The 24,316-nt window shown below is 73.2% G+C and carries 20 protein-coding genes and 1 pseudogene; 7 read left to right on the top strand and 14 right to left on the bottom strand.

The features are described from left to right. Nucleotides 1-697 precede the first annotated feature (697 nt). A complete protein-coding gene (gene trpS, locus ACGFYH_RS23650) occupies nucleotides 698-1,708 on the top strand; it encodes a tryptophan--tRNA ligase (RefSeq protein ID WP_393805144.1) in 1,011 nt (336 codons plus the stop codon). On the opposite strand, the gene ACGFYH_RS23645 is transcribed toward trpS, so the two are convergent. Beyond that, the gene (locus tag ACGFYH_RS23645; RefSeq protein WP_393805143.1) at nucleotides 1,663-2,649 is read right to left on the bottom strand and encodes a GlxA family transcriptional regulator; all 987 of its coding nucleotides are present in this window, start codon (nucleotides 2,647-2,649) and stop codon (nucleotides 1,663-1,665) included. The genes trpS and ACGFYH_RS23645 overlap by 46 nt on opposite strands. A gap of 74 nt (nucleotides 2,650-2,723) precedes the next feature. Here ACGFYH_RS23645 and ACGFYH_RS23640 point away from each other — a divergent pair, with 74 nt between their 5' ends. Continuing rightward, a complete protein-coding gene (locus ACGFYH_RS23640; protein ID WP_393805142.1) occupies nucleotides 2,724-3,308 on the top strand; it encodes a cysteine hydrolase family protein in 585 nt (194 codons plus the stop codon). Between the two features lie 27 nt (nucleotides 3,309-3,335). On the opposite strand, the gene proC is transcribed toward ACGFYH_RS23640, so the two are convergent. The 7 genes and pseudogenes from proC to ACGFYH_RS23605 all read right to left on the bottom strand — a co-directional run bounded on the left by proC (nucleotide 3,336) and on the right by ACGFYH_RS23605 (nucleotide 8,984). Beyond that, nucleotides 3,336-4,148, bottom strand: coding sequence for a pyrroline-5-carboxylate reductase (proC, locus tag ACGFYH_RS23635; protein WP_393805141.1), 813 nt, complete (start codon nucleotides 4,146-4,148; stop codon nucleotides 3,336-3,338). Between the two features lie 354 nt (nucleotides 4,149-4,502). After that, nucleotides 4,503-5,315: an ABC transporter permease gene (locus ACGFYH_RS23630; protein WP_393805140.1), complete on the bottom strand. Its 813-nt coding sequence runs from the start codon at nucleotides 5,313-5,315 to the stop codon at nucleotides 4,503-4,505. Continuing rightward, nucleotides 5,312-6,184 (bottom strand): ABC transporter ATP-binding protein, encoded by an 873-nt coding sequence (locus tag ACGFYH_RS23625; RefSeq protein ID WP_393805139.1) that lies wholly within the window; start codon nucleotides 6,182-6,184, stop codon nucleotides 5,312-5,314. The genes ACGFYH_RS23630 and ACGFYH_RS23625 overlap by 4 nt, the downstream gene beginning before the upstream one ends. 32 nt (nucleotides 6,185-6,216) lie before the next feature. After that, entirely contained in the window at nucleotides 6,217-7,092 is an 876-nt protein-coding gene (locus ACGFYH_RS23620; RefSeq protein WP_393805138.1) for a class I SAM-dependent methyltransferase, read from the bottom strand. Nucleotides 7,093-7,176: 84 nt separating this feature from the next. Then, the gene (locus tag ACGFYH_RS23615; protein ID WP_393805137.1) at nucleotides 7,177-7,680 is read right to left on the bottom strand and encodes an EamA/RhaT family transporter; all 504 of its coding nucleotides are present in this window, start codon (nucleotides 7,678-7,680) and stop codon (nucleotides 7,177-7,179) included. A gap of 79 nt (nucleotides 7,681-7,759) precedes the next feature. Further along, nucleotides 7,760-8,430, bottom strand: a pseudogene (locus ACGFYH_RS23610) (DUF4232 domain-containing protein). Between the two features lie 164 nt (nucleotides 8,431-8,594). Beyond that, on the bottom strand, nucleotides 8,595-8,984 hold the full coding sequence (locus ACGFYH_RS23605; protein ID WP_393805136.1) for an SH3 domain-containing protein: 390 nt from the start codon (nucleotides 8,982-8,984) through the stop codon (nucleotides 8,595-8,597). 184 nt (nucleotides 8,985-9,168) lie between these two features. Here ACGFYH_RS23605 and ACGFYH_RS23600 point away from each other — a divergent pair, with 184 nt between their 5' ends. Continuing rightward, complete coding sequence (locus tag ACGFYH_RS23600; protein ID WP_393805135.1) at nucleotides 9,169-11,301, top strand: serine/threonine-protein kinase; 2,133 nt, start codon at nucleotides 9,169-9,171, stop codon at nucleotides 11,299-11,301. A gap of 30 nt (nucleotides 11,302-11,331) precedes the next feature. Here ACGFYH_RS23600 and ilvD read toward each other — a convergent pair whose 3' ends face one another. From ilvD to ACGFYH_RS23580, 4 genes are all read right to left on the bottom strand, one after another. Further along, nucleotides 11,332-13,185, bottom strand: a complete 1,854-nt coding sequence (ilvD, locus tag ACGFYH_RS23595) for a dihydroxy-acid dehydratase (RefSeq protein WP_393805134.1) — start codon at nucleotides 13,183-13,185, stop codon at nucleotides 11,332-11,334. A gap of 123 nt (nucleotides 13,186-13,308) precedes the next feature. Continuing rightward, entirely contained in the window at nucleotides 13,309-13,920 is a 612-nt protein-coding gene (locus ACGFYH_RS23590) for a TetR family transcriptional regulator (protein ID WP_393805133.1), read from the bottom strand. Beyond that, entirely contained in the window at nucleotides 13,917-14,786 is an 870-nt protein-coding gene (locus ACGFYH_RS23585) for a sugar phosphate isomerase/epimerase family protein (RefSeq protein WP_393805132.1), read from the bottom strand. The genes ACGFYH_RS23590 and ACGFYH_RS23585 overlap by 4 nt, the downstream gene beginning before the upstream one ends. A 150-nt stretch (nucleotides 14,787-14,936) precedes the next feature. Then, nucleotides 14,937-15,869, bottom strand: coding sequence for a Ppx/GppA family phosphatase (locus ACGFYH_RS23580; protein WP_393805131.1), 933 nt, complete (start codon nucleotides 15,867-15,869; stop codon nucleotides 14,937-14,939). Nucleotides 15,870-15,940: 71 nt separating this feature from the next. On the opposite strand from ACGFYH_RS23580, the gene ACGFYH_RS23575 reads away from it, so the two are divergent. Then, complete coding sequence (locus tag ACGFYH_RS23575; RefSeq protein ID WP_393805130.1) at nucleotides 15,941-16,753, top strand: hypothetical protein; 813 nt, start codon at nucleotides 15,941-15,943, stop codon at nucleotides 16,751-16,753. Between the two features lie 399 nt (nucleotides 16,754-17,152). On the opposite strand, the gene ACGFYH_RS23570 is transcribed toward ACGFYH_RS23575, so the two are convergent. Further along, nucleotides 17,153-18,919 (bottom strand): hypothetical protein, encoded by a 1,767-nt coding sequence (locus tag ACGFYH_RS23570; RefSeq protein WP_393805129.1) that lies wholly within the window; start codon nucleotides 18,917-18,919, stop codon nucleotides 17,153-17,155. A gap of 277 nt (nucleotides 18,920-19,196) precedes the next feature. Here ACGFYH_RS23570 and radA point away from each other — a divergent pair, with 277 nt between their 5' ends. Further along, nucleotides 19,197-20,606, top strand: a complete 1,410-nt coding sequence (radA, locus tag ACGFYH_RS23565; protein WP_393805128.1) for a DNA repair protein RadA — start codon at nucleotides 19,197-19,199, stop codon at nucleotides 20,604-20,606. Nucleotides 20,607-20,687: 81 nt separating this feature from the next. Continuing rightward, a complete protein-coding gene (disA, locus tag ACGFYH_RS23560) occupies nucleotides 20,688-21,812 on the top strand; it encodes a DNA integrity scanning diadenylate cyclase DisA (protein WP_393805127.1) in 1,125 nt (374 codons plus the stop codon). 30 nt (nucleotides 21,813-21,842) lie between these two features. Here the strand turns inward: disA and ACGFYH_RS23555 are convergent, their stop codons facing one another. Further along, complete coding sequence (locus tag ACGFYH_RS23555; protein WP_393805126.1) at nucleotides 21,843-22,697, bottom strand: hypothetical protein; 855 nt, start codon at nucleotides 22,695-22,697, stop codon at nucleotides 21,843-21,845. A 387-nt stretch (nucleotides 22,698-23,084) separates the two neighbouring features. On the opposite strand from ACGFYH_RS23555, the gene ACGFYH_RS23550 reads away from it, so the two are divergent. After that, entirely contained in the window at nucleotides 23,085-24,053 is a 969-nt protein-coding gene (locus ACGFYH_RS23550) for an A/G-specific adenine glycosylase (RefSeq protein WP_393805125.1), read from the top strand. The last annotated feature ends 263 nt before the right edge of the window (nucleotides 24,054-24,316 follow it).

Genomic DNA, 24,316 nt, shown 5'->3' with positions numbered 1-24,316 from the left:
TATCTGGCGTTGACTTTTGGCACGCTGTTGAGTTCTCAAGGAACGGACGCTTCCTTCGTACTCACCCTCTCGGGCTTTCCTCCGGGCGCTTCCCTTCGGTCTTGCGTTTCCGACTCTACCAGATCTTCCCGATCCGATTTCCTCGGTGCTTTCCAGGTGCCCGCTTTCGCGTTTCCCTTTCCGGCGACTCCGACTCTATCAGATCCTTTCGGCCCTGATTCCCCGTCAGAAGGGGGTGTCTCCGCAGCCTTCGGGCCGTTTCAACGAGGTGAGACTCTAGCGGATTCCCGGCTCCCGAGCTAATCGGGGGCCGCGTCCTTTCGAACGTGGATTCCTCATTCCGTTGAATACACGCACCGACAGGGGGACGACGCCGACAACGCGACTGTTCGTCGAAGAGTGGTGGGTACTTGCGGAATCGCTGTCCGGGGACCGACCGAGGTCGGCGCTCACGTCGAACAACTCGGGGAACACTAGGAGCGCGGGGCGAACGTGTCAAATCCCGGGCCGTACGTCCTCCGCAGGCGTACTGTGGACCGCGTGACGACGTGTACGTGTACCCAGCTCTGGTGGGCCGCCTGACGGCGGCCGTACGCACGTATGCACCCAACGGCCGCCGCTTCGGCGGCCGTTCCCGTATCTCCCTCCAGGAGGGGCGGCCGGCGGGTGGCGGTGGCCCTGACCAGGAGGTGGAGAGATGACGCGGGTCTTCAGTGGAGTCAAGCCGACCGGGCACCTGACGCTGGGGAACTATCTGGGAGCCATGCGGCAGTGGGCCGCCGCGGACCAGCACCGGTCGGAGGCGCTGTTCTGCGTCGTCGACCTGCACGCGCTGACCGTCGACCACGATCCGGCGCGGGTGCGCAGACTGAGCCGGCAGGCGGCGTCGCTCCTGCTGGCGGCGGGTCTGGACCCCGAGCTGTGCACCGTGTTCGTGCAGAGTCACGTGGACGAGCACGCCCGGCTGTCGTACGTACTGGAGTGCGTCGCGACCGACGGGGAGATGCGGCGGATGATCCAGTACAAGGAGAAGACCGCGCGGGAGCGTGAGCGGGGCGGGAGTGTGCGGTTGTCGCTGCTGACGTATCCCGTGCTGATGGCGGCGGACATCCTGGCGTACGGGACGGACGAGGTGCCGGTCGGAGACGACCAGACGCAGCATGTGGAGCTGGCGCGGGATCTCGCGGTGCGGTTCAACCAGCGGTACGGGCACACGTTCACGGTGCCCCGGGCGACCAGCCCCGCGGTGGCGGCTCGGGTGATGAACCTGCAGGAGCCCGCGTCGAAGATGGGCAAGAGCGACGACGCCGGACCGGGGATCGTCTATCTGCTGGACGAGCCCGACGTGGTGCGGAAGAAGGTCGCGCGGGCCGTGACCGACAGTGGGCGGGACGTCGTGTACGACCGGGAGGTGCGGCCGGGGCCCGCGAATCTCCTGGAGATTCTCGCCGCCTGTACGGGTGGGGACCCGGCGGAGCTGGCGGGTGGGTACGACTCGTACGGCGCGTTGAAGAAGGACGCCGCGGAGGCGGTCGTCGAAGTGCTGCGGCCCGTGCAGGAGCGGCACAAGGAGCTGTGCGCCGATCCGGGGTATGTGGACGGTGTGCTCCGGGAGGGGGCCGGGAGAGCCCGGGCGATGGCGCGGCCGACGGTGGACGCGGCCTACCGGGCGATCGGGTTGCTGCCCCCGGCGAACGCGGCCCGGTAGGCGCGGGGGCTGGTGGCGAGGCGTGCTGCGAAGTGCTGGCGCATCATGACCTCGCTGCCGAAGCCGGCCCGGCGGGCGACCTCGGGCATGGGCAGGTCGGTGCGTTCGAGGAGCTTCTGGGCCGCGGCGATGCGCTGGTCCAGGAGCCAGCGCAGCGGCGTGCACCCGGTGGCGGCCGCGAAGTGGCGGGCGAAGGAGCGCGGGGACATGCCGGCACGGGCGGCCAGGTCGGCGACCGTGAGGGGCTCGTCGAGGTGGCGCAGGGCGTGTTCGCGGACGGTGGCCAGGGCGTCGGCGTCCCGGTCCGCGTGGTGGGTGGGGTGCTCGATGAACTGGGCCTGGGTGCCGGTGCGGAAGGGCGCGGTGACCATCGAGCGGGCGATGGTGGCGGCGGCTTCGGCACCGTGGGCCAGGCGGACCAGGTGGAGGCAGAGGTCGATGCCGGCTGCCGTGCCGGCGGCGGTCCAGATGTTGTCGTCCTCGACGAAGAGGGCGTCGGCGACGACGGCCACCCGGGGGTGTCGGTCGCGCAGGAGGTCGAGCAGCCGCCAGTGGGTGATGGCACGGCGCCCGTCGAGCAGGCCGGCCTGGGCCAGGGTGAAGGCGCCTCCGCACAGGGCGGCGACGGTGGTGCCTTCGGCGTGGGCGCGGCGGAGGGCGGCGAGTACCGGGGCGGGTGCCGGGGTGAGGTGGTCGTCGAGGCCGGGGACCACGACGAGGTCGGCGTCCTCCAGCCAGTCGAGGGGGCGGTCGGGGTGGAGGGCGAGGCCGCCGCGCATCGGGACGGCGGTGGTGCCGTCGGCGGCGACGCGGCGCAGGTCGAACGCGGGAGCGCCGCGGTCGGTGCGGTCGGTGCCCCAGACCTCGGTGATGACGGCGACGTCGAAGGCCCGGATGCCGGGGAAGGCGACCAGGGCGACGCGGTAGCGGGCTGCTGCCATGAGTGGCAGTAAACCATCGATCGCTGGCTTTTCAACCTCTGGGGCGCGGTGTCGTGGGGCGGCACGATCGGGGCATGGACATAGCGGAGAACGCAGCACTGGTGGTCGTGGACGTGCAGAAGGGCTTCGAGGAGCTCGACTACTGGGGGACGCGCAACAACCCGGCGGCGGACGGCAACATCGCCGCCCTCATCGACGGGTGGCAGTCGGCCGGGCGGCCGGTCGTCTTCGTGCGGCACGACTCGGTGAAGCCCGGGTCGCCGTTGCGGACGGGGTACGAGGGCAACGGGTTCAAGGGGTACGTGGAGAAGCGGCGCGGGAAGGGCGGCGGGGCCGAGCTGCTGGTCACGAAGAGCGTGAACTCGGCGTTCCTCGGCGCGCCCGACCTGGGTGCCTGGCTGCGGGCGGCGGGGATCTCGCAGATCGTGCTGGCCGGGATCCAGACGAACATGTGCGTCGAGACGACGGCCCGGATGGGCGGGAACCTCGGGTACGAGGTGCTGGTCGCGTTCGACGCGACGTACACCTTCGGCCTGGAGGGGCCCTTCGGCTGGCGGCAGAGCGCGGACGAGCTGGCCAGGGCGTCGGCGGTGTCGCTGCACGGAGGCGGGTTCGCCCGGGTGGTGACGACGGAGGACGTCCTGACCGCCGTGCGGTGAGCCCCGCGCGGAGGCGGGTCCCGGCCGTCAGTCCTTGGTGCCGGAGGCGAGTTCGCGGCTGCGGTCGCGGGCGGCTTCCAGGGCGGCGATGAGGGCGGCGCGGACGCCGTGGTTCTCCAGTTCGCGGATGGCGTTGATGGTGGTGCCGGCGGGGGACGTGACGTTCTCGCGGAGCTTGACCGGGTGTTCGCCGCTGTCGCGGAGCATCTTCGCGGCACCGATCGCGGACTGGACGATCAGGTCGTGGGCCTTGTCGCGGGGCAGGCCGAGCAGGATGCCGGCGTCGGTCATGGCTTCGACCAGGTAGAAGAAGTACGCCGGGCCGGAGCCGGAGAGGGCGGTGCAGGCGTCCTGCTGGGACTCGGGCACGCGCAGGGTCTTGCCGACGGCGCCGAAGATCTCCTCGGCGTGGGCGAGGTGGGCGGCGGTGGCGTGGGTGCCGGCGGAGATGACGGACATGGCCTCGTCGACGAGGGCCGGGGTGTTCGTCATGACGCGGACGACGGGGGTGCCGGTGGCGAGGCGTTCCTCGAAGAAGGCGGTCGGGATGCCCGCCGCGCCGCTGATGACCAGGCGGTCGGCGGGGACGTGCGGGACGAGTTCGTCGAGGAGGGTGCCCATGTCCTGCGGTTTGACCGTGAGAATGAGGGTGTCGGCGGTCTTGGCGGCCTCGGCGTTGGTGACCGGGGTGACTCCGTGGCGGGCGCGGAGTTCGTCGGCCCGTTCCGGGCGGCGGGCGGTGACCAAGAGGTCGGCGGGCGCCCAGCCGGCTCCGATCATGCCGCTGAGCAGGGCTTCGCCGATCTTTCCGGTGCCGAGGACTGCGACTTTCTGGGTCATGGGGTTTGGTGCCCTCCGGTGCCCTGTGCGGGGTGCATCGTCCGTCGTCGTCATCCTCGCATTCGCGGGGGCGGGCGGGGCGTCGCGTCCACTCCGCGGGATGTCGGCGGGAGGGCGTGGAGAGGTTCTCGCCCCGCCGCCCCTTGCCGCCCCTTCCCGCCCGTTTTCGTTTCCTCCCTTTCCCGTCCTTCCCTTCCCGTCCTCCGTCCTTTCCCTTCCGGTCCTTCCCGTCCCGTCCCGTGCCGTCGCGTCCCGTGCCGTCCCGTCCCTTGCCGTCGCGTCCCTGGGGGCTGCCTCCCCCGGGCCCGCGTTTTCGGCCTGGACGGTCTCGTCCTCAGGCGCCGGACGGGCTCCCTATGCCGTTCGGCGCTTGAGCGTGGCCGCGCCAAGGGCCAGGACCAGGAGGGCGCAGCCGGCGACGATCAGGGCGTCCCGTACGAAGGTGGTGGTCATGTCGGTGTGGCGGAGGACCTCGTTCATGCCGTCGACCGCGTAGGACATGGGCAGGACGTCGGAGACGGCCTCCAGAGCCGGGTGCATCCTGTCGCGCGGGGTGAACAGGCCGCAGAGCAGGAGCTGGGGGAAGATCACGGCCGGCATGAACTGCACCGCCTGGAACTCGGAGGCCGCGAAGGCCGAGACGAAGAGGCCGAGCGCGGTGCCCAGGAGGGCGTCGAGCAGTGCGACCAGGAGCAGCAGCCAGGGGCTGCCCGTGACGTCCAGGCCGAGGAACCAGACGGCGAGGCCGGTGGCCAGGGCCGACTGGACGATGGCGAGGGCCCCGAAGGCGAGGGCGTAACCGGCGATGAGGTCGCCCTTGCCCAGGGGCATGGCGAGGAGGCGTTCGAGGGTGCCCGAGGTGCGCTCGCGCAGCGTGGCGATGGACGTGACCAGGAACATCGTGATCAGCGGGAAGATGCCGAGCAGCGAGGCGCCGATGCTGTCGAAGGTGCGTGGGCTGCCGTCGAAGACGTAACGGAGCAGGAACAGCATCACGCAGGGGATCAGCATCAGGAGCGCGATGGTACGGGGGTCGTGGCTCAGCTGGCGCAGGACCCGGGCGGCGGTGGCCGTGGTGCGGGCGAGGGTCAGGGGGCGGGTGGGGGCCGGGGTGAGGGCGGGCGCGCCGGGCGTGGCGGCCGTCGGGGTGGCCGTCGGGGTGGTCATCGGGTGGTCTCCTTCGTACGGGCCGTCGCCGTCGCCTCGTCGACCAGGTGCAGGAACGCTTCCTCGACCGTCTCGGAGCCGGTGCGGGTGCGCAGGGCGTCGGGGGTGTCGTCGGCGAGGACCTCGCCCTCGCGCATCAGCACCAGCCGGTGGCAGCGCTCGGCCTCGTCCATGACGTGGGAGGAGACGAGGAGGGTGGCGCCGCGGTCGGCGGCGATGGAGTGGAAGAGGGCCCACAGGTCGCGGCGCAGGACGGGGTCAAGACCGACCGTCGGTTCGTCGAGGACGAGGAGCTCGGGGGCGCCCAGGAGGGCCACGGCGAGGGAGACGCGGCTGCGCTGGCCCCCGGAGAGGCTGCCGGCCAGCGAGTCGGCGTGGGTGGTGAGGTCGACGTCGGCGACGGCCCGGGTGACGCTCTCGCGGCGGTGGTCGGAGGCGGCACGGCCCGGGGCGAGGATCTCGGCGAAGTAGTCGAGGTTCTGACGGACGGTCAGGTCGTCGAAGACGGACGGGGCCTGGGTGACGTAGCCGATGCGGGTGCGCAGGGCCGGGTGGCCGGCCGGGCGGCCGAGGACGTCCAGGCTGCCGGTGACCTTGGCCTGGGTGCCGACGATCGCTCGCATCAGGGTCGACTTGCCGCAGCCGGAGGGGCCGAGGAGGCCGGTGATCCTGCCGCGCGGGACGGTGAAGCCGAGGCCGCGCAGGACGGTGCGGGGGCCGCGGACGACGGTGAGGTTCTCGGCGCGGACGGCGGGCGGGGCGGGCTCGCCGACGTGCCCTTCGGACGGCTCGCCGAGGTGCCGCTCGGACGGCTCGCCGCCTTGGCCTCCGTGCGGCCGGGAGGAGTGGCCTCTCGAGTAATTCATCATGTGATGAATACTCCTCCCGGGCGTCCGCGGCGTCAAGCCGTCGGGAGCTGTCGCGGCGGTGCCGGGGGCGGGATCGGGGTCGGGGCCGGGGCGGCGGAGGCCGGGGTCTTTCCGAGGAGGAGATGGACGTCGTACGTCTCCTCGACGGCTCCGTTCGGGAAGACGGCCAGCAGGTGCCGGCGCTCCTGGGCCAGGAAGGCCGCGGCGCGTTCCCGGGAGTCGGTCAGGAAGACCGAGTGGCTGCCGAGGTTGGCCAGATGGGTGTCGACGGGGACGCGACGGCTCCAGCGGATCTCGCGGTGGACGAAGTCGAGGCTGCCCGTGGGGTCGGCGAAGCGGGCGTCGATGTCCCGCTTCTCGGCGGAGAGGTTCAGGCCCGCGAAGTGCCGGTCGATGCGCCGGGCCGACTCCGCGATCCACGGCACCTCGAGGGCGTCGGTGTTCCACCACAGCGCCAGCGCGCCGCCCGGACGCAGGACGCGCAACGCCTCCGGGACCGCACGCGCGGGGTCGGTCCAGTGCCAGGCCTGGGCGTAGGTGAGCAGGTCGGCGCTGTGCCCGGCGAGGGGGAGGGCGTTGCCGTCGCCCCGGACCACCGGTACGCCGGGCAGGGCGCGGCGGAACTCGGCGGCCATGCCGGCGCCGGGTTCGACGGCGATCACGTCGGCGCCGCGCTCGTACAGGCGGGCGGTGGCCAGTCCCGTGCCCGCGCCGATGTCCACGACGCGGGAGCCCCTGAGGGGACGGCCGGCCAGCTCCTCCAGCGCGTCGAAGAGGGCGGGCGGGTAGGAGGGGCGGTTGGCGGCGTACTGGGCCGCGGCGGCGTTGAAGGAGTGGGCTCGGGCGGTGTGGCCGGTCCGGGCGGGGGGCGGAGTGGCCGGGTCGTCCGGAGTCGGGGGTGTCGTCATACGGCCATGGTGGCCGGGCGGGGAAAGCGAAGTGCGGGGAATTTCGGGCAGGCCCGCCGAAGGGACCTCCCCGGCTCCCGCTGGCTAGCGCCCGCGGCGCTTCCTCGACGGGTTGCCCGAGCGGCGGGTGGTGCGCTTCTCGTACTCCGCGCGGGCCTTCTCGTACTCCTCTCGGTGGAGCTTCTCGCCCGGGGCCTCGGTGAAGGTGCGGAAGAAGTAGGCGAGGAGGGAGCCGACGAAGCCGATGGCGAGCAGGCCGCGCAGGGACGCCTGGCGGTCGGGGTCGGGGCGGCCGGTGAAGCCGGACCAGGTGTGGCGGAAGGCCAGGGCGCTGCAGATCGCGAACATCACGACCATCAGCAGCGAGACGAAGCTGCCGATGTCGGCGATCTGGAGGCCCTGGTAGGCGACGCGGAGCACGAAGCAGGCGGCGGCCGCCGCGGCCAGGGAGGCGACGGCGAGGCCGGCCCGGCGGGCGGTGTAGCCGTGGTCGTGGTCCACCCAGGTGGTGCCGTAGAACCGGAGGGGTTCGGGGCGGGGGCCCGTGGGGGTGTGCGGGGTGCCGTTCTTGCCGTTCTCTGCGCTCACGGGTCGATTATGGCGCCGGGATGCCGCGGGTCCGGGGCGGGCCCGGCACACCGGACCCGCGGAGGACCGTGCGGTGCGGTCAGCCGCCCTGGCCGGCGCTGCCGATCGGACCGACCCGCACCGGGGTGCCGGAGCCGTCCGTGACGGGCAGGGTGGCGGCGCCCGGCCAGTCGAGGGTGACCGACCTCGTCTCGTCCGGCGGGGTCACCACCAGTCCCGTGACGCGGACCCCGGAGCCGCCCGAGTCGTTGCTCGGGCAGCCGATGCCGAAGGTCACGGTCTGCCCGTCCCCGAGGGGGCCTGTGCACCCGTGCGCTTCGCGGACAGGGGCCCCGCTTCGGTCTTCAGGTCGACTCCCGCGTAGCCCGCGAGGGTGCAGCCCCGGCCGCCAGCGTTCCGCAGGTCCACCGTGACGGTGCCCTCGCGGTCGCCGTCGATGGTGGCGTCCATCGCCGTGATCTCCAGCTCGTCGGTGCGGCACTTGCCGGCCTTGCCGGCCCTGCCGTCCTCGTCGGCCCCGCCCGAGCCGGTCCCGGCGGCAGTGCCCCGGCCGTCGGGGCTCTTTCCGGCGGAGTCCGTCCCGCCGCCGCCCCGGCCCGAGCCGTCCGAGCCCGTGCCGCCGTTCGAGGAGGCCGCGGTGGCGGCGGTCGGCGGGGCGGACTGCGCCGTGCCGTCGTCGTTCTGGCAGGCCGTGAGCGAGAGGCCGGCGGCGACGGCCAGGGCCGCGAGGGTGAGCTTGTGAACGCGCATCGTTCCTGCCTCGGTGTCGGGGGGGGGCGTGCCGGCCCGCCGGTACCCATCGGCACCGGCGGGCGCTTCCGATCACCAGGACCCGTTCGGTCCGGGCCGCCGTTCCGCCCGGTTCCTCCCCAATACAGCCCCAGGACGGGCCTGTTACACGGGCCTTCGTGCTTCTAGCAGCGAGGAGCCACGTAACCGTCGCTGCCGGTACGGACGTACGCGTCGGAGACGTACTGGCCGCTGCCGATGCTGTCCCAGATGTTCGAGGTGCCGTAGGGGCCCGCCACCCACTCCCCCGGACGCTGGCAGTTGATCGCGACCTTGGCTCCCTCGGGCAGGACCCGCACCACGGAGTAGCCGGTGCCCGGACCGCTGCGGACGTTGAGGCGGTAGCCCGGCGCGACCGGGTAGGACTGCAGGACCGCGGCCGTCGCGGCCGTCGCGGCCGTCATGGCCGTCATGACCGTCGCGGTCGGCTCCACCGCGATCGCCCCCGCGACCGCCCCCTCGGCCGCCCTCTCGTCCTCGCCGTCACCGATGTTCTGAAGCTGGTCCACGGACATGAAGAACCCTCCCCCGTTTCACCCCACGACTTTCATGGGGCACCGTTGATACCCCGGGAACAGGCCTTGAAACACCAGTTCGCATGTCGCACACGCGGGTCGGCAGGCCGCCTCTGTCCCGTACGTCCCATCGACTAGGCTCCGAGCGTCGCGCGCGCGAACGAACAGCACGGGGGGTGGTTCCATGGCGCCGCAGCGGGATGCCGGAGCGGGCACGGAAGCGGAACTCCCGGAGTACGCCGGTCACTACCGTCTGGAGTCCTGTCTCGGCTCGGGCGGCATGGGCGTCGTACATCTGGCCCGCAGCACCTCCGGGATGCGCGTCGCGGTGAAGGTCGTGCACGCGTCGTATGCCAGGGACCCCGAGTTCAGGGGGCGTTTCCGGCAGGAGGTGGCCGCCGCGCGGCGGGTGAGCGGGGCCTTCACGGCGCCGGTCGTGGACGCCGACCCGGAGGCCGGCCGACCCTGGATGGCCACGCTGTTCATCCCCGGGCCCACCCTCTCCGAACAGGTGAAGCGGAACGGGCCGATGGGCGAGGACCGGTTGCGCCGGCTGATGGCCGGGCTCGCCGAGGCCCTGCGCGACATCCACCGGGTCGGCGTGGTGCACCGGGACCTGAAACCGAGCAACGTACTGCTCGCCGAGGACGGCCCGAAGGTCATCGACTTCGGCATCTCCCGGCCGAAGGACAGCGAACTGCGCACCGAGACCGGGAAGTTGATCGGAACACCGCCGTTCATGGCGCCCGAGCAGTTCCGGCGGCCCCGTGAGGTGGGCCCCGCCGCCGACGTGTTCGCGCTGGGTTCGCTGCTGGTGCACGCGGCGACCGGGCGCGGGCCCTTCGACTCCGACAGCCCGTACGTCGTCGCCTACCAGGTCGTGCACGACGAGCCCGACCTGACCGGCGTACCGGAGTCGCTCGCACCGCTGGTGCTGCGGTGTCTCGCCAAGGAGCCCGGGAAACGGCCGACGCCGGACGAGCTGATGCGGGAGCTGCGGTCGGTGGCGGCGGCCTACGACACGCAGGTGTTCACACCGGCGCCGCGGCCGACGGGAGAGGACGGGTCGCGGGCGGAGGTCACGCCGGACTCCGCGGCGGGATCCGGAACGCGTCCCGGCCGGGAGCGGCCCGTGCGGCGCCCGAGCAGACGGGCGGCCCTGGTCGCCGGGGCGCTCTGCCTGGCCGTGACCGGCTCTCTCGGCCTCGTCCAGGTCTTCGGCGACGGCTCGGACCCGGCGCGGCGGACGACGGCCGCGCAGAGCGCGCCGGGCGGCTTCGGCGCCTGGGAGGCGGTGCCCGCGGGGAAGGGCGCGGGCATGCCGCAGTGCTCGTACGGGGCGGGGAGGCTGCTGTGCGCGCGGCCCGGTCTCGTCTTCGCCCTCGATCCGGCCGACGGCGGCACGCTGTGGCGGCACGAGGTCGACACGGGGCCGCGGAGCGAACCGCCGGTCGTCTCCGGCGGCCTCGTCCAGCCCGCCCTCGACCGGATCGGTGCCCTGGAGGCGCTCGATCCGGACACGGGCGCGCGGGTGTGGCGGCAGGATCCGGGCCGGTACGACGGTGTGCGGTGCGTCGGCGGCATGCTGCTGCTGACCCGCGCCGACGGGACGGTGACCGGTGTGGACGCGTCGTCGGGCAAGACGGTGTGGTCGCATCCGGTCGCGGGGCAGTCCGTGCCGTACTTCTCCGCGTTCGCCGGTGAGCCGCGGCCGTCGGCGTACGCGACGGGTCCGGTCGGGGACGGAAGCCGCACCAGGGTCACCGCGGTGGATCCGGCGACGGGGGACGCGCGGTGGGACGAGGAACTGGCGGGGGCGCTGACGCCGGTGGGGGCGGCGGACGGGTCCGTGTACTTCGTCGTCGACGGTGCGGTCTACGGGGAGGCGAAGGCGGTGGTCCGCTACACGCCCGGGACCGGGGCCGTGCGCCGGGTGGCGCTGCCCGTGCCGGTCTCGCAGGCGGCGGCCGGGGTGTACGGGGACACCGTGTACCTGATGGGGGCGGGCGGCTCGCTGGTGGCCGTCGACCTGGCGGCGGGCCGGCAGGCGTGGCGGCTGGAGACGGGCGTGAGCCGGGGCTCGGCGCCCGTCTCCGACGGCCGGCACGTGTACGTGACCGCTCCCGACGGGCGGCTGCTGGGCGTCGACGCCCGCGAAGGCAGGCTCCTCGGACAGACCCGGCCGCGCCTGGGCGCCGCGTCCGACCGCGTGCCCGCCACCCTGCCCGAGCCGGTGCTCGCGGGCGGGCACGTCTACGCCGGGGCGCCCGACGGGACCGTGTTCGGCGTGGCGGGGCGGGACCCGGCCGCCTGGTAGCCCCGTCGGGCAGGTGATCGTACGGGGGGGTCAGCCCAGCTTGCCGACGTCGCGGACGGCGCCCTTGTCGGCGCTGGTGGCCATCGCGGCGTACGCCTTCAGGGCCGCGGAGACCTTGCGGTCGCGGTTCTTCGGGGCGTACACGCCGTTCAGGGCCTGCTCGCGGCGGGTCAGCTCGGCGTCGTCCACCAGCAGCTCGATGGAGCGGTTCGGGATGTCGATGCGGACCCGGTCGCCGTCCTCGACGAGGGCGATGGTGCCGCCCGCCGCCGCCTCGGGCGAGGCGTGGCCGATGGACAGGCCCGAGGTGCCGCCGGAGAAGCGGCCGTCGGTGACGAGGGCGCAGGTCTTGCCGAGGCCGCGGCCCTTCAGGTAGGAGGTCGGGTAGAGCATCTCCTGCATGCCGGGGCCGCCCTTGGGGCCCTCGTAGCGGATGACGACGACGTCGCCCTCCTTGACCTGCTGGGTGAGGATCTTCTCGACGGCCTCCTCCTGCGACTCGCAGACGACCGCCGGCCCCTCGAAGGCCCAGATCGACTGGTCGACGCCGGCCGTCTTCACGACGCAGCCGTCCACGGCCAGGTTGCCGCGCAGGACCGCGAGACCGCCGTCCTTGGAGTAGGCGCGCTCGACGGAGCGGATGCAGCCGCCCTCGGCGTCCTCGTCGAGGCTGTCCCAGCGCTCGGACTGGGAGAAGGCCTCCGCCGAGCGGACGCAGCCGGGGGCCGCGTGCCACAGCTCGACCGCTTCCTGCGAGGGGGAACCGCCGCGCACGTCCCAGGTCTTCAGCCAGTCGGCCAGGGACGGGCTGTGGACGGAGTGGACGTCCTCGTTGAGCAGGCCCGCGCGGTGCAGTTCGCCGAGGAGGGCGGGGATGCCGCCCGCGCGGTGCACGTCCTCCATGTAGTACGTGCGGTCCTCGGCGACGTTGGGGGCGACCTTGGCCAGGCAGGGGACGCGGCGCGAGAGGGCGTCCATCTCGGTGAGGCCGAAGGGGACCGCCGCCTCCTGGGCGGCGGCCAGCAGGTGCAGGATCGTGTTGGTGGAGCCGCCCATCGCGATGTCCAGCGCCATGGCGTTCTCGAAGGCCGCCGAGGTGGCGACGTTGCGGGGCAGGACCGATTCGTCGTCCTGCTCGTAGTAACGGCGGGTCAGGTCCAGCACCGTGCGGGCGGCGTTCTCGTAGAGCGCCTTGCGGGCGGTGTGGGTGGCCAGGACCGAGCCGTTGCCGGGGAGGGAGAGGCCGATGGCCTCGGTCAGGCAGTTCATCGAGTTGGCGGTGAACATGCCGGAGCAGGAGCCGCAGGTGGGACAGGCGTTCTCCTCGATGCGGAGCATGTCCGCGTCGGAGATCTTGTCGTTGACCGCCTCCGACATCGCGTCGACCAGGTCGAGGGTGCGGACCGTGCCGTCGACCAGGGTGGCCCGGCCGGACTCCATCGGGCCGCCGGAGACGAAGACCGTCGGGATGTTCAGGCGCAGCGCCGCGTTGAGCATGCCCGGGGTGATCTTGTCGCAGTTGGAGATGCAGATCAGGGCGTCGGCGCAGTGGGCCTCGACCATGTACTCCACGCTGTCCGCGATCAGGTCGCGGGAGGGGAGGCTGTACAGCATGCCGCCGTGGCCCATCGCGATGCCGTCGTCGACGGCGATCGTGTTGAACTCGCGCGGGATGCCGCCGGCCGCGGTGACCGCCTCGCCGACGATGCGGCCCACGGGGGCCAGGTGCGTGTGGCCCGGCACGAACTCCGTGAAGCTGTTGGCGACGGCGATGATCGGCTTCCGCCCGATGTCCGCGCCGGGTACACCGGAGGCGCGCATCAGGGCGCGGGCGCCCGCCATGTTGCGGCCGTGGGTGACTGTGCGGGACCTCAGTTCGGGCATCGTCGCTCGCTCCTTCGGAGAGTCATGACTGCGGTCGAGCGTACGCCGGTCATCCAGGGGTCGGGACAGGGTGTCCGGAATGCGGGACGACCGTCTCGCGGGGCGGGGGTGCCGGGCGGCTGCTCAGGGGCCGGTGAGGTGGCCCTGTACGACTGGTGCCAGACGGGCGATGATCTGCTCCGGGTCCGCCGAGGCCAGTGGCTCCACCTTGATGACGTAGCGGAGCATCGCACACCCCACCAGCTGCGCCGCCGCCAGTTCGACGCGCAGCTGGGCGTCCGGGCCCTCCAGCCGTGCCGCGACGCGCCGCATCACCTGGGCGGCGATCAGGCGGCGGAAGACGGCGGCGGCGGTGTCGTTGTTCACGGCGGAGCGGACGATGGCCAGCACCGGCTTACGGGTGGCGGGGTTCTCCCAGATGCCCATGATGAAGCGGGTGAGCTGCTCCCCGACCCCGTCGAGCGGGCCGTCGCCGATCGCCTCGGGGGCCCTCAGGGCGGGGGCGAAGGCGACCTCGATGGCCGCCTCGAAGACCTGCTCCTTGGTGCCGAAGTAGTGGTGCACCAGCGCCGGGTCCACGCCCGCCGCCTTGGCGATGCCGCGCACGGACGTCTTCTCGTAGCCGCGCTCGGAGAACTCCTCGCGGGCCGTGGTCAGGATGCGGTCGCGGGTGTCCGCGGACTCCGTACGGGGCGGGCGTCCGCGGCGACGGGCGACCCCGTCGGCCTCGCTCACCGGCGGTCCGTCCGCGCCGTGGGAGCGGGCCCCGGCCCCGGGGACACCGGGGACGCCGGCGAGGCCAGGTGCAGACGGGTGAAGGCCAGCGCCTCGGCGAGATCGGCCTCGCGTTCGGCGCCGGACATCGCGCGCCGGGTGTTGACCTCGATGACGACATGGCCGTCGAAGCCGGTGTGCGCGAGGCGCTCCAGCACCTCGGCACAGGGCTGGTTGCCGCGGCCCGGGACGAGGTGCTCGTCCTTGGCGGAGCCCCTGCCGTCGGCGAGGTGGACGTGGCCGAGGCGGTCGCTCATGCGGTCGAGCATGTCGAGGGCGTCGGAGCGGGAGGTGGCGGCGTGGCTGAGGTCGATCGTGAAGTGCCGGTAGTCGTCCCTGGTCACGTCCCAGTCGGGGGCGTACGCCTGCATCTCGCGGTCGCGGTAGCGCCAGGGGTACATGTTCTCGACGGCGAAGCGGACGTCCGTCTCGTCGGCCATCCGCCAGATGCCGTTGACGAAGTCCCGCGCGTACTGCCGCTGCCAGCGGAACGGGGGGTGGACCACCACGGTGCTCGCGCCGAGCTTCTCGGCGGCGGCGCGGGCGCGCTGGAGTTTGACCCAGGGGTCGGTGGACCAGACGCGCTGGGTGATGAGCAGGCACGGCGCGTGCACGGCGAGTATCGGCATGCGGTGGTAGTCGCTGAGCCTGCGCAGCGCCTCGATGTCCTGGCTGACCGGGTCCGTCCAGACCATCACCTCGACGCCGTCGTAGCCGAGGCGCGCGGCGATCTCGAAGGCCGTCGCCGTCGACTCCGGGTAGACGGAAGCCGTCGACAGGGCGACCTTCGCGTCCGGGATGCGGACGTCGTCCCTTGGTTTTGCCACGGGGATCAGGTTACGGGGTGCCGGTCGGGGGCTGCGGGGTGCCCGTTCGCCGTTGTGGTGACTGCCGTACGGCGGGTGCACGACGGTCCGCGGCCGCTCCGGCCCACGCGGCGGGGCCGCGCATCGACACAGCCGCGCTCCTTCGGGGCACTATCCCTGCCCCATGCGGTCCAGGCGCCGCAGGATCACGCCTTCCCGGAGCGCCCACGGGCAGATTTCCAGGCTCTCGACCCGGAAGAGGTCCATCGCGGCCTCGGCGACCAGCGCGCCCGCCACGAGCTGGTTCGCGCGGCCCTCGGAGACGCCCGGGAGCTCGGCGCGCTCGGCGCTGGTCATGGCGGCCAGGCGGGGCACCCAGGCCTCCAGGGAGGCCCGCTTCAGCTCGCGCTGGACGTACAGGCCCTCGGCGGAACGGGCGGCGCCGGTGATGCGGGCCAGCTGCCGGAAGGTCTTGGAGGTGGCCACCACGTGGTCGGGGGCACCGAGGCGGCTGAACTCGCCGACCGTCCGGGCGATCTCGGTGCGGACGTGGCGGCGCAGTGCCCTGACGTCGTCCGGGCGGGGCGGGTCGCCGGGGAGCCGCGCGGCGGTCAGCCGGCCCGCGCCGAGCGGCAGCGACACCGCGGCGTCCGGCTCCTCGTCGATGCCGTAGGCGATCTCCAGGGAGCCGCCGCCGATGTCGAGGACCAGGAGCCTGCCCGCGGACCAGCCGAACCAGCGGCGGGCGGCGAGGAAGGTGAGCCGGGCCTCCTCGGCGCCGGTGAGGACGGCCAGCTCGACGCCGGTCTCGGTGCGCACGCGCGCGAGGACGTCGTCCGCGTTGCTCGCCTCGCGCACGGCCGAGGTGGCGAACGGCAGGAGATCCTCGACGCCCTTGTCCTCGGCGGCCTGGAGCGCCTCCCGGACGACCGCGGCCAGCCGGTCGACGCCGTCCGGACCGATCGCGCCGCCCTCGTCGAGCAGCTGGGCGAGGCGCAGTTCCACCTTGTGCGAGTGGGCCGGCAGCGGGCGGGCGCCGGGGTGCGCGTCCACCACCAGCAGATGCACCGTGTTCGAACCCACGTCGAGGACACCGAGTCTCATGTACGGAACGCTACTGCCGCCCGGGTGTGCGGCGGTGCCGTCATCCGGCTTCGGCGACTTACCCTGGAACCGTGCCAAAGACGAAAAAGGCGAAGGACGAAAAGCCGGCCAAGAGCGACAAGAAGCGCGAAGCGGGCGACGAGAAGGGTCTCGACTTCGCACGCGCGTGGGTGGAGTTCCCTGATCCGGCGGACGACGAGCAGGTCTTCCGGTGCGATCTGACATGGCTGACCTCCCGCTGGAACTGCATCTTCGGCAGCGGCTGCCAGGGCATCCAGGCGGGCCGCGCGGACGACGGCTGCTGCTCGCTGGGCGCCCACTTCTCCGACGAGGACGACGAGAAGCGCGTCGCCGGGCACGTGGCGAGGCTCACGCCGGACGTCTGGCAGCACCATGCCGAGGGCACACGGGGCGGCTGGATCTCCGAGGACGACGAGGGCTCCCGGCAGACCCGGCCCTTCCAGGGCTCGTGCATCTTCCAGAACCGGCCGGGGTTCGCGGGTGGCGCGGGCTGTTCGCTGCACATCCTGGCGCTGCGGGAGGGCCGGGAGCCGCTGGAGACCAAGCCGGACGTGTGCTGGCAGCTGCCGGTGCGGCGGACCTACGAGTGGATCGAACGGCCCGACGACACGCGCGTGCTGCAGGTGTCGATCGGTGAGTACGACCGGCGCGGCTGGGGCCCGGGCGGGCACGACCTGCACTGGTGGTGCACCTCGGCGACCTCGGCGCACGGCGCGGGCGACCCGGTGTACGTGTCCTACCGGCCGGAGCTGATCGAGCTCATGGGCAAGGCGGGTTACGACCGGCTGGTCGAGTTGTGCGAGGAGCGGCTGGCCTCGCAGCTGCCGCTGCTGGCACCGCATCCGGCGGACCCCGCTCGCTGAGGGCGGTCCACCGCTCGCTGTCGCCGGTCCTGCGGCGTGCCGCGCCGCTCCTGCGCCGGTCCCACGCCGGTCCTGCGGAGGGTCCTACGACGTCTCGCGCCGGTCCCACGGCGTCCCGCGCCGGTTGCGGGGTCTCACACCGGTTTCTGCGGGTCCTATGGCGTCCCGCGCCGGTCCCGCGCCGTCCTGCGGGGTCCCGCGCCCCTACGGCGCGCCGCGCCGGTCCTGCGGAGGGTCCTACGACGTCTCGCGCCGGTCCTACTGTGTGCCGCGCGCCGGTCCCACGCCGTCCTACGGCGTGCCGCGCCGGTCCTGCGGGGTCCCGCGCCATCCCGCGCCGGTCCTGCGGAGGGTCCTACGACGTCTCGCGTCGGTCCTACTGTGTGCCGCGCGCCGGTTCTACGGGGTGGACGGGCTCGGGTCGCCGCTGTCGCTCGGCGGCGGGGGTGAGGCGTCCGTGCCGCCGGTCGGGGCCGGCTCGGTGGTGGTCGGGTCGGGATCGGGCGACGTCGGCGGCGGATCGTCGGTGGGCGTCGAGTCGGGGGGCTGCGAGCTGGAGGGGGGCGGGTCCTGATCCGGGCCCGGACGGGGCGGGGAGGACGTGTCGTCGGGCGGGCCGGGGCGCGGGCCCGGGTGGGACGGGGCGGGTGCGGTGCCGTAGCCCTCGATGGAGACGACGGCACCGGCGGGCGAGACGGCCACCCGTGCGCTCCAGTGACCGGACGGCTCGCGCAGGTGGTCGACGTACACCCTGATCGTCACGGTCTCGCCGGGACGCAGGGTGCCCGAGGACTGGCTCAGGTAGAGCCAGCCGGCGCCCACGGACGCGGACCAGCGCACCGGGGCGTCGCCGGTCGCGCTCAGGGTGACCAGTGTGGTGTCGCCGTCGTGGCCGGCCGCGACGCCGAGGTGGCCGGCGCGCTTCTCGCCTGCGCCGGAGACGCTGACGACCTCCACGGAGACGTCGGCCCCGCCGTTTCCGCCGAAGCCGGTGCCCGGGGTGGTGCTCGCGTTGCCGGCGTTCTCGTACCCGTAGCCGCCGCCCGCCGACTCGCCCTCCAGGCCGTCAGGGCCCTGCGTCTCGCTGGCACTGGCCGAACGGCCGTCCTCGCCCTCGACGACGGGGGTCCCCCGGTAGGCCGCCCACAGGGCGAGCACGGGGGCCGCCACGACGGTGGCGACGACGGTGGTGGTGACGGCACGGGCGCGCAGGCGGTCCCGGCGGGCCGCGCGGTCCTTGGGGTCCATCGGGAAGCCCCGCCGGTCGAAGCGGGGTGCGGCGCCGCGGGCGCGCGGGGCGTGGGCCACGGCTACGTGCAGCGCCGCGCGGGGGGCCTCCAGGACGGGCAGCTCGGCGGGGGTGACGCTGGTGCCGGGCCAGCGGCCGGGGATCGCGCGTTCGGCGGTCCTGCGGCAGCGCGGGCAGTCGTCCACGTGCCGGACCAGCTCGCGGCGCAGGGCGCTGCTCAGGACGTAGCGGTTGTCGCCGGTGAGGCGGGCGACGCCCGCGCAGCTGCCGGTCTCGACGACGGCCAGGGCGGCGCGGGTGCGTTCCACCTCGCAGGCGGCGGAGGCGAGCAGTTCCCGGGCGACGGCCGGGTCCATGCCGAGGACGGCGGCGACCTCGTGCGGGGCCAGGTGGTGGCGGACGGCGAGTTCGAGGGCCTCGCGCTGCTCGGGGGTGGTGCCGGCGGCCTCCGGCCAGGCGAGGAGGGCGAGTTCGCGGCGGTGTCGCCGCTGGGTCTCGTCGTCGGGAGTGGTGGCCGTGGCAGGCGCGGTGGTGGTGGGAGGCGCGGTGGGGGCGGGGGCGGGTCGGCCCGCCGCGTGGCTGCTCGGACGTTTCTGCTTGGCCTCGGCCAGCTTGCGCAGGCAGGCCCAGCGGGCCAGCGCGTACAGCCAGGCCCTGCGGTCGGCCGCGGCTTCGGGGCCGCGGTGGCCGCGGCGCTCGGCGAGCGCGAGGACGTCGCCCAGGGCGGCGGTCGCGGCGTCGTGGTCGCAGAGCACGGACAGGCAGTACGTGAACAGGCCGTCCAGACAAGCGTCGTACGCGGCGTAGCGGGTGGGCGGACGCTGCGCCAGCGCCCTCGCCGCGGTGCGGTCGCGCGCTTCCCGGTGCGCCCGGTGTGCGCCGGTCGTGCGGGTCGTGGTCTCCGGACTGCTCCTCATCACTCGGCGACCGTAGGGGGCCATGGGTGGCGCGAACTGGCGCGTTGGGCACATTTAACCCGTACGGGTGAAACGATCCCTCATAAGGGGACAGGAAGCTGTTGTTCCGTCGCCGGGCCGGGGTGGTGGTCGTCCGTTCGGGTGCCTGCGGCGGCCCGTGCGGGTGTGGCGGCGGTGCCCGTGGCACGGTGCGTCGCGGTGCGGACCGGGGCCGCTCCGGGTGGCCCGGGAACGGACCGCGAGGTCCGCTGTCGGTGAGGGCGGTTACGGTTCGTGCATGGCTGCCCGTGCGAAGTCCACCAAGGAACGGCCGTCCTACCGCTGCACCGAGTGCGGCTGGCAGACGGCCAAGTGGCTCGGCCGCTGCCCCGAATGCCAGGCCTGGGGCACGGTCGAGGAATACGGTGCGCCCGCGGTGCGGACGACCACGCCGGGGCGCGTCACCACCTCCGCGCTGCCCATCGGGCAGGTCGACGGGCGGCAGGCGACCGCCCGCCCCACCGGCGTGCCCGAGCTGGACCGGGTGCTCGGCGGCGGCCTGGTGCCCGGAGCGGTGGTGCTCGTCGCGGGGGAGCCGGGTGTCGGGAAGTCCACGCTGCTGCTGGACGTCGCGGCCAAGTCGGCCAGTGAGAAGCACAGGACGCTCTACGTCACGGGTGAGGAGTCGGCGAGCCAGGTGCGGCTGCGGGCCGACCGGATCAAGGCGATCGACGACCACCTGTATCTGGCCGCCGAGACCGATCTCGCGGCGGTGCTCGGGCATCTGGACGCCGTGAAGCCCTCGCTGCTGGTCCTCGACTCCGTGCAGACGGTGGCCTCGCCCGAGATCGACGGTGCCCCGGGCGGCATGGCACAGGTGCGGGAGGTGGCGGGCGCGCTGATCCGCGTCTCCAAGGACCGGGGCATGTCCACCTTGCTGGTCGGCCATGTCACCAAGGACGGGACCATCGCCGGTCCGCGGCTGCTGGAGCACCTCGTGGACGTCGTGCTTCACTTCGAGGGCGACCGGCATGCCCGGCTGAGACTCGTGCGCGGTGTCAAGAACCGGTACGGCACGACGGACGAGGTCGGCTGCTTCGAGCTGCACGACGAGGGCATCACCGGGCTGGCCGACCCCAGCGGGCTGTTCCTCACCCGGCGTGCCGAGCCCGTGCCCGGGACCTGTCTGACCGTCACCCTGGAGGGGCGCCGCCCGCTGGTGGCCGAGGTGCAGGCGCTGACCGTCGACTCGCAGATTCCGTCTCCCCGGCGTACGACCTCCGGTCTGGAGACGTCCCGGGTGTCCATGATGCTGGCCGTTCTGGAGCAGCGCGGACGGATCAGCGCACTGGGCAAGAGGGACATCTACAGCGCGACGGTCGGCGGGGTGAAGCTCTCCGAACCGGCCGCCGACCTCGCCGTCGCGCTCGCTCTGGCGAGTGCCGCCAGTGACACCCCGTTGCCCAAGAACCTCGTCGCGATCGGCGAAGTCGGCCTGGCCGGAGAGGTGAGACGGGTCACGGGTGTGCAGCGCAGGCTCTCCGAAGCGCACCGGCTGGGCTTCACGCACGCCCTGGTACCGGCCGATCCGGGCAGGGTCCCCGACGGCATGAAGGTCCTGGAAGTCGCGGACATAGGGGACGCCCTGCGGGTGCTTCCGCGCTCGCGTCGGCGAGAGGCCCCACGGGAGGGCGAGGACCGCCGGTAGACTTTGCCCTGGTCTCGCCCGTCCGTACGACCGTGTGTGCGACACGCGAGCGCCAGAAGAACCTGCGACCGGAGGAGTGCAGTGGCAGCCAACGACCGGGCAGCAGCTCCCGGAAAGTCCGGTGGGAGTGCCGGTGCCGATGGCCTGATGCGCGCCTCACTGAGCGCCGTGGCGCCCGGTACGCCCTTGCGCGACGGCCTTGAGCGGGTCCTGCGCGGCAACACCGGCGGTCTGATCGTGCTCGGCTCGGACAAGACCGTCGAGTCGATGTGCACGGGCGGTTTCGTGCTGGACGTGGAGTTCACCGCGACCCGGCTGCGCGAGCTGTGCAAGCTGGACGGTGGCATCGTGCTGTCCGCGGATCTCTCGAAGATCCTGCGGGCGGGCGTGCAGCTCCTCCCGGACCCGACGATCCCCACGGAGGAGACCGGCACCCGGCACCGTACGGCGGACCGGGTCAGCAAGCAGGTCGGGTTCCCCGTGGTCTCCGTGTCGCAGTCCATGCGGCTGATCGCGCTGTACGTGGACGGGCAGCGGCGGGTCATGGAGGATTCCGCCGCGATCCTGTCCCGGGCCAATCAGGCGCTGGCGACCCTTGAGCGGTACAAGCTGCGGCTGGACGAGGTCGCGGGCACGCTGTCGGCGCTGGAGATCGAGGACCTGGTGACCGTCCGGGACGTCTCGGCGGTCGCGCAGCGGCTTGAGATGGTGCGCCGTATCGCGACCGAGATCGCCGAGTACGTGGTGGAGCTGGGGACGGACGGGCGGCTGCTGGCGCTGCAGTTGGACGAGTTGATCGCCGGTGTGGAGCCGGAGCGTGAGCTGGTCGTGCGGGACTATGTGCCCGAGCCGACCGCCAAGCGCTCCCGCACGGTCGACGAGGCGCTGGCCGAACTGGACAGGCTCAGCCATGCCGAGCTGCTGGAACTGTCGACGGTGGCCCGCGCGTTGGGCTACACCGGGTCTCCCGAGACGCTGGACTCGGCGGTGTCGCCGCGCGGGTTCCGGCTGCTGGCCAAGGTGCCGCGGCTGCCGGGCGCGATCATCGACCGGCTGGTGGAGCACTTCGGCGGGCTGCAGAAGCTGCTCGCCGCCAGTGTCGACGACCTCCAGACGGTGGACGGCGTCGGCGAGGCGCGGGCGCGCAGCGTGCGGGAGGGGCTGTCGCGGCTGGCGGAGTCGTCGATCCTGGAGCGCTATGTCTGAGCCTGCGCGGCCAGGGCGGCCGGGCCCGCGTCAGTCGCTCTCGAGCACGAACGACGTGCGTACCTTCTCGAACCCCGCCGCCTTGGCCTCCACGAGGTAGGTACCCGCCTTGGCCGATCCCGCCGGAGGCGTCCCGCATTCGGGGGCGCTCGGTTTGCGGTCCCACTTCACCGTGTAGGCGATGCCGCTGCCCGCGGCCACCCGGTAGCGCAGGCTGCCGTCGCCCTCGACGCAGTCGTCGGAGGACCAGTAGGCGTCGTCGCCGCCGGCCGGGGTGATCGTGAACACCGCGTGCTCCGGGCCGAGATCGACCTTGCAGTCGCTGCCGGAGGTGTTCCGCGCGGTCAGTTCGAAGGCGGGAGTCTGTCCCGGGGAGTAGCTGTTGCGGACGCTGCGCAGGCTCAACTTCACCGCGCCCGGCGTGCAGTTGGGCAGAGTCCCCCCGGCCGGCAGCGCGTCGCCCGCGCCGACTCCGGTCACCGCGCCGCCCGCGGAGCCACCGCCACCGCCGCCGCCCGACCCGGCGCCGCCGCCCAACTTGCCGCCGCCGGAAGCGGAACCGGAACCGTCTCCGGTGCCCTCACCGGGTCCGCTGCCGCCCGATCCGGACCCCGAGCCGCCGGAGTCCTCGCCTCCCGACTCGTCGCGCCCGCCCGGCGCCTGGCTGATCGCCGGTCCGGATCCCGAAGGGCCGGGAGTGATCGACGGTGCCGGGTTCTTGCCGTCGGCACCGTCCTCGCGCCCGTTGCCGCCGGACCCGCCGCCGGAGACCACGACCCACGTGATCAACAGCGCCAACAGGGCGAAAAACGACAGCAGTACGGCCCTCCGTCGCCAGTAGATGGAGGAGGGAAGCGGCCCGACCGGATTGCGCAGAGATCCCACGGCGCAAACTGTACGAGAGATCGGCGCGTTCCCTTGTCCCACCCGCCGTTCGGGCCCGCAACTTTTACGGATCATCATTCCGGAGATCGTCCCGGACCCCTGCCGATCGCCAGGCGGCACACCTGTCGATCGCGGGGTGTGACCGTGTCGGGCGCCCGCCTACCGTCCGTGAGCATGACTTTCGGAGAGGCGGAGGTGTGGACGGAGGCCGGAATCCCGCTGTTCGGCGCGCGGCCGGTGCCTTCCACGATGCCGACGCCACAAGCGACGGGCCGGGCGGTGCCCCTGTCGATCGTCAGGTGTCCTGGTCGTCCGTCAGGTGTCCTGGTCGCCACCGGGTGGCGATGCGCCCGTGCGGTGGTCCTCCCGTGGCAGGATCGGAGGGTCATGACTGCGCCCACGAAGCCCTCGCCCCACGGACCCTCCGACCCCGCCGCGTCCGCGGCCTCCGCCGCCGTTCCGTCCGGCGGGCGGACCGCGTCCGGTGTGCCGCTGCACTCCCCCGTCATCGACTGGTTCGACGAGCACGCCCGTGATCTGCCGTGGCGGCGCCCGGAGGCCGGCGCGTGGGGTGTGATGGTCAGCGAGTTCATGCTCCAGCAGACGCCGGTGAGCCGCGTCCAGCCCGTCTACGAGCAGTGGCTGGCCCGCTGGCCGCGCCCCGCCGACCTCGCCGCGGAGGCGCCCGGCGAGGCCGTCCGCGCCTGGGGCCGGCTCGGCTACCCGCGCCGCGCCCTGCGCCTGCACGGCGCCGCGGCGGCCATAACGGAACGGCACGGCGGCGACGTACCCGCCGACCACGCCCAGCTGCTGGCGCTGCCGGGCATCGGCGAGTACACGGCCGCCGCGGTCGCCTCCTTCGCCTACGGCCAGCGGCACGCCGTACTGGACACCAACGTCCGCCGGGTGTTCGCCCGCGCGGTCACCGGTGTGCAGTACCCGCCGAACGCCACCACCGCCGCCGAGCGGAAGCTGGCGCGGGCGCTGCTGCCGGAGGAGGAGGCGAGCGCCGCCCGCTGGGCCGCCGCGTCGATGGAGCTGGGCGCGCTGGTCTGCACGGCGAAGAACGAGTCGTGTCACCGCTGCCCGATCGCGGCCCGGTGCGCCTGGCGGCTGGCCGGCAAGCCCGCGCACGACGGCCCGCCGCGGCGCGGCCAGACGTACGCGGGTACCGACCGGCAGGTGCGCGGGCGGCTGCTCGCGGTCCTGCGGGAGGCGACCGGGCCGGTGCCGCAGGCGGCTCTCGACCAGGTGTGGCAGGAGCCGGTCCAGCGCGCCCGCGCCCTGGACGGCCTCGTGGCCGACGGGCTGGTGGAGCCGCTGGCGGACGGGCTGTACCGGCTGCCGATGAGCTGACGGCCGAGCGACGGGCTCGGTGCAGACCCGAGTGATGTACCGAGTGACGTGCTGAGCTGACGTACAGCCGGGGCACAGGGATGGGCGGTTACTTCTGTGACAGCCCTCGGGCCGGGCAAATCGCCCGATGTCGTTATCAAGTGGGCTGCGGATTTACCCGGTTCCTACTTCCGTTACACAACCGACGGCCAGCCGAGGGTATGCCGCAGGCTGCTCCGCACAGCGCCGTGACAACGCTTCCCTACCTTCGTTTGCGTGCCCCT

Origin of the sequence: Streptomyces sp. NPDC048392, assembly GCF_043200575.1 — a bacterium.
In the GTDB taxonomy this organism is placed as follows: domain Bacteria; phylum Actinomycetota; class Actinomycetes; order Streptomycetales; family Streptomycetaceae; genus Streptomyces.
This window is presented reverse-complemented; position numbering and strand designations above follow the sequence as displayed.